Raw genomic sequence first — 4466 nt, 5'->3', positions numbered from 1 at the left:
GGGTATTCATTTTTATTAGTTCCGTATATCGGGAAGTAAGCCACTGAAGCCACTGGATTATCAGCTTTCAATTGTGCAACAAAGACATCACTATTATCACTAATGGTACTACCGGCAAGATATATCCAACCATCAGTATTTATTGCCAGCGCCCTGGCGGATTCATCGCCTTGTGATCCTAACAGTTCTGTCGAATCTAAATTACCTTCAAGAGTGTACTTACTGATGAAAGCATCATTTTTACCATTATTAATTTTTCCATCTAGGTTTTTACTAGTAGATCCCGCAATATATATAAAAGATCCGTACGTCTTTATAGCATAAATATTTGTATTAGATAGCTGTTTTTCAAAAAGTCCGGGATTTGGATCTTCAGGAGTATCCGGGTTTTCATAAATCTTCAGTCCACGGAATTTAGCAGTGGCAGTCGGATTAGTAACATCCTGATCATTACCAAATGTTAGGTAAGAAAACCTACCGTTGAAGTGATCTTCTAATAAAATTTTGTATTTATGCCACCCCAAATTCGTTGCATATCTATCAATACCGTTAGTGATTGGATTCCATTTAAAACTTGATTCCTGTGATCCCCATATCTGAAAAGTTGTATCGTCAGTCGTTTGATCATTAAGAAGGTTTTTATCGTACACCACATTATCGTTATCAAATCCTATACTGTGAATCTCTCCTTCTTTAATACCCTGAAATTCAAATTCTAAAATTGTTTTAGGGGTGATTTTATGGTCAATCTTGACTTTTCGCCATAGACTTCCCTGAAGTTCTAATTCATTTCCATTAACTTTTACAGTTCCTTCTTGATCCGTCTGATCTTGATCTTGCTCATTTCCGTAAGCAGACAGTTGAAAGACATATACCTTACCATTGACTTCTATTGAAATTTGATCGGATGTCATAATATTATTTACCATCAATTGTTTAATACTTTATGAGATCGGTCTTTTCAGTTGGCTTGTACTCCAGGGGAAACATTTAGATGCGTTTCCCCTGGCAGTCTTGTCACTACAACTTACAAAATGCGTCACGCATCAGATCCATCAATCAATATCCACAACCACCTTGACTAGCAACGAGTACATCGCATGTCTCTTATCTTTACACCACTCCATATTGTTACCGATGCCTTTCCTATTGTAACCCACTGACCTTTTTGCTTCTCTTCTTGATATTCCCATGTGGTTTGATTTCCTGTGGGAGCTACATAAATCTTTGTACCTTGATTAGGTTCAAGTTTTACGGTGTGTTCTACCGTTTCAGAATACTCACTCCCAGATTTAAAACCGGATTCCGCACTAAGCATCTGAATATCTACTTTCCCAGTCGAAGTAAGTTCATGGGTATACTTTACAGTTTTTGAATATTTACACTCAGATCCTTTCAATGCACTCTTGCAGATCTGAACAGGGGCTGTTGCTTTTCCTGTCACGAATTTAGTTCCAGTTTTCCTTAACCGTGTTTCTTTCCCGAAAAAAGCTAAAGGATTTTGTCCAGCTTTGGAAGAGTTGACATTAACTAAACTTAAACCAAAGACAGTAGATACAGTAATAGCAGAAACAGCGATCGCAGATGATATGATCTTATTCATGTCAATTCCCCCGTTTAAATAACGTACAAATTGTTATTGGGAGTAAATGTAGATAAATATGAAATTCACTACCCGACCCACAATAAATTACAACAGTTTGAAAACATACTGACTTTAATACGCCCAAAAGAGGATGTCAAGACCTCAAAAGTATGTAAAAGCGTGAAAAAGTCTCTAAAAGTAATATTCTGTCACCCATAAAAATCTTCACAAACGCCATTAGTCAAAAATTTATCTCTTACACCAAACCCGCGAAGGCGAGTTTTGTCTGTGTAGCCGTGACTTCCAGTCGCCAGGCTAACAAGTTTCCAACCCGCGAAGGCGGGTTTTGTCTGTGTAGCCGTGACTTCCAGTCGCCAGGCTAACAAATTTCCAACCAGCGCAGATGGGTTTTGTCTGTGTAGTCTCCCCAGAAGACGTATTAAAAGCATGATAGAATATCAAAAAGTCTTGACTTGAAGGGGGGGAGTAGTGTTAAATATTGAAGAGATAATTGAAATTGCAGATAACCAAGTCTTTGAGCATCAAGGACAGCATCTCAATGATTTACAAAGAGCTATCCTGGAAGGGACACTACAGGGTAGATCTTACGCAGATATCGCCAAGGAACACCAACACAGCGAAAAATACATCAAGGATAGCGCCAGTAAACTGTGGAAATCCTTATCTCAAGCAGTTGGAAAAAAAGTTAATAAATTTAATGTCAAGTCAACTTTAGGTAGATGTAGTTTCTCTTCAACTAATATTTTCAAGGGAATACAAATTAATAGTGGTAAGTAGGTGAACAGAAAAATTTAAAGGTATATAACGGTATGTAAAGTTGTCTCAATGCGAGATTCTGATTGAGTTTCAGCCATTTTACAAAACGCAATACCCCTCATTTTTATTTTGTTCACCTACTTAATCTATTTAAAGAATCTGCACCATCACCAGAAAATCATGAAATTATCCATAAAAAAGAAAAGATAACCTCTCATCTAGATTTAAAAGATGCACCTGAAATCGGTGATTTTTATGGACGCAAAGTAGAATTATCATTACTACAACAAAAAATCCTCCAAGGAAAATGTAATTTAATAACCTTACTGGGTATTAAAGGTATTGGAAAAACTGCTTTAGCTTTAAAATTAGTTGATAATATCAAAGAAAATTTTGAGTTTGTTATTTATAAAAGTTTAAAATCTCTACCCAGTTTAACACAACTAATCACAGAGACAATTTACCCTAATGATCAGCTTATTCCAGATAATTCACCTCATCAACTTTCACAATTTAAAAAAGCCATAGAAAAACACTCTTATCTGATTATCATTGACGATGTTAACTGTATTTTTTCAAAGCATCAAGTATCAGGTAAATATCAACAAGGGTATGAAGAATACGGAAATCTATTTAAGTTATTATCAACAACAAAACATCGAAGTTGTCTAATTATCAATAGTAGTGAGGAAATTCGTGAATTATCGATCCCTAGATCCCCGACTTCTTTGAGAAGTCGGGGATCTGAAAGTCATGTTTTCACCCTGGAATTATTGGGATTAGATGATGATGGTGTAAACATTCTTAAAAAATATGGCTTAAAGAATGAAGAAAATTATCAAAAATTGCTGAATATTTATGAAAGAACCCCCCAATATTTACAAATTATTGGTTATCTTATTCAAGAACTATTTGCAGGTGATACCAATAAATTTTTGCAGCTAGATCAACCTTTCATAGATATTGAATTAACGGCTTTTTTAGAGCAAAGTTTAGATATCTTACCACCATCAGAAGTAGAATTATTGCATTTTATAGCTAGTCAAAATGGCTCAATTTTATTAAGTGAACTGGAAAATAGTCATCAAGTTTATGAGCCAATAGTTAGTAGTATTCAATCCCTAAAAAGGCGTTTTCTTGTTTCTACCCAACAGATAAATGCAGAAGTGAGTTTAGAGATTTCACCTCTGATTAGGAAATTTTACCATAAACTAGATTACAACTAGACTAGATCCCCGACTTCTTTGAGAAGTCGGGGATCTAAATTTAAATTAAATTGTATCTGGATCAATATTTAATTCTCGCAACTTTGCTGCTAACCGTTGAGCTTTTTCATCAAACATTGTTGCTCTTTGAGCTTCAATTGCTGCTCTTTGTGCTTCAATTGTTGCTCTTTGTGCTTCAAATTCTGCACTTTCTTCCGGTGTAGGAACTAAATATCCAGCAGATGTAAAATACCTTAATAAACCCCGGTCAATTCCCAAATATAAACCCAGTTCTTGACTCCATAAATGTCCATTTTCATTCGGTTCTACAACTTGATATTTACCATGTATTAAATAAAAACCTGCAAATTCTAAGGTATAGGGATCAAACCAAAAATATTCAGGTGTGCGGAAAATATCTTGATAAAGTTCTTTCTTAGTTTCTCTATCAGTTTTCGCTGTAGTTGGTGAAAGAATTTCCACAATCAGGTTAGGATATTTACCATTTTCTTCCCACACTACCCAACTTTTTCTAGTTTTTCTTTCCGTTCCTAGAACTACGAAAAAATCTGGACCTCTAACGTCTTCTGATTTTTTTTGATGAGGACTATAGTAAATACTTAGGTTTCCGACAGCGTAAAAATCTGTTCTCTCCTTCCATAGCCATTCTAAACATTTAAAGAGGAGAATAATTTGTCGTAAATGTAGTTCTGTTTCTACGGGAGGTTCATCACTATATAGGTCACTGGGTGGAAAAGTTATCTCTTCTGATATATCTCCTAATGTGTTAGATGGAGATTCTGGTGCTTGAGTAATCATCATGATATGATACCAAGTAATTATTTGTTAATTATAACATGAATCCGAAAATGTTACGATATCACTCAGTAGGGTGCGTC

5 protein-coding genes are annotated in these 4466 nt (G+C 35.3%); 2 read left to right on the top strand and 3 right to left on the bottom strand.

Annotation, left to right across the window (positions count from 1 at the left end; all coding sequences use genetic code 11):
• On the bottom strand, positions 1–914 hold a 914-nt coding region (locus FJR37_RS19205), incomplete at its 3' end, for a hypothetical protein (protein ID WP_371416142.1).
• 167 nt (positions 915–1081) lie between these two features.
• A complete protein-coding gene (locus FJR37_RS19200) occupies positions 1082–1603 on the bottom strand; it encodes a hypothetical protein (RefSeq protein WP_039201641.1) in 522 nt (173 codons plus the stop codon).
• A 471-nt stretch (positions 1604–2074) separates the two neighbouring features.
• Between FJR37_RS19200 and FJR37_RS19195 the strand changes: the two genes are divergently transcribed.
• Both FJR37_RS19195 and FJR37_RS19190 read left to right on the top strand, forming a co-directional pair.
• Positions 2075–2383 carry a hypothetical protein gene (locus FJR37_RS19195; protein WP_217355335.1) on the top strand — a complete coding sequence of 103 codons (309 nt, stop codon included), beginning with the start codon at positions 2075–2077 and terminating at the stop codon, positions 2381–2383.
• 62 nt (positions 2384–2445) lie between these two features.
• A complete protein-coding gene (locus tag FJR37_RS19190) occupies positions 2446–3588 on the top strand; it encodes an NB-ARC domain-containing protein (protein ID WP_254434614.1) in 1143 nt (380 codons plus the stop codon).
• A 45-nt stretch (positions 3589–3633) separates the two neighbouring features.
• Here FJR37_RS19190 and FJR37_RS19185 read toward each other — a convergent pair whose 3' ends face one another.
• On the bottom strand, positions 3634–4389 hold the full coding sequence (locus FJR37_RS19185; RefSeq protein ID WP_168466844.1) for a Uma2 family endonuclease: 756 nt from the start codon (positions 4387–4389) through the stop codon (positions 3634–3636).
• Positions 4390–4466: the final 77 nt, after the last annotated feature.

Origin of the sequence: Aphanizomenon sp. UHCC 0183 (assembly GCF_009712065.1) — a bacterium.
Taxonomy (GTDB): Bacteria; Cyanobacteriota; Cyanobacteriia; order Cyanobacteriales; family Nostocaceae; genus Dolichospermum; species Dolichospermum heterosporum.
This window is presented reverse-complemented; position numbering and strand designations above follow the sequence as displayed.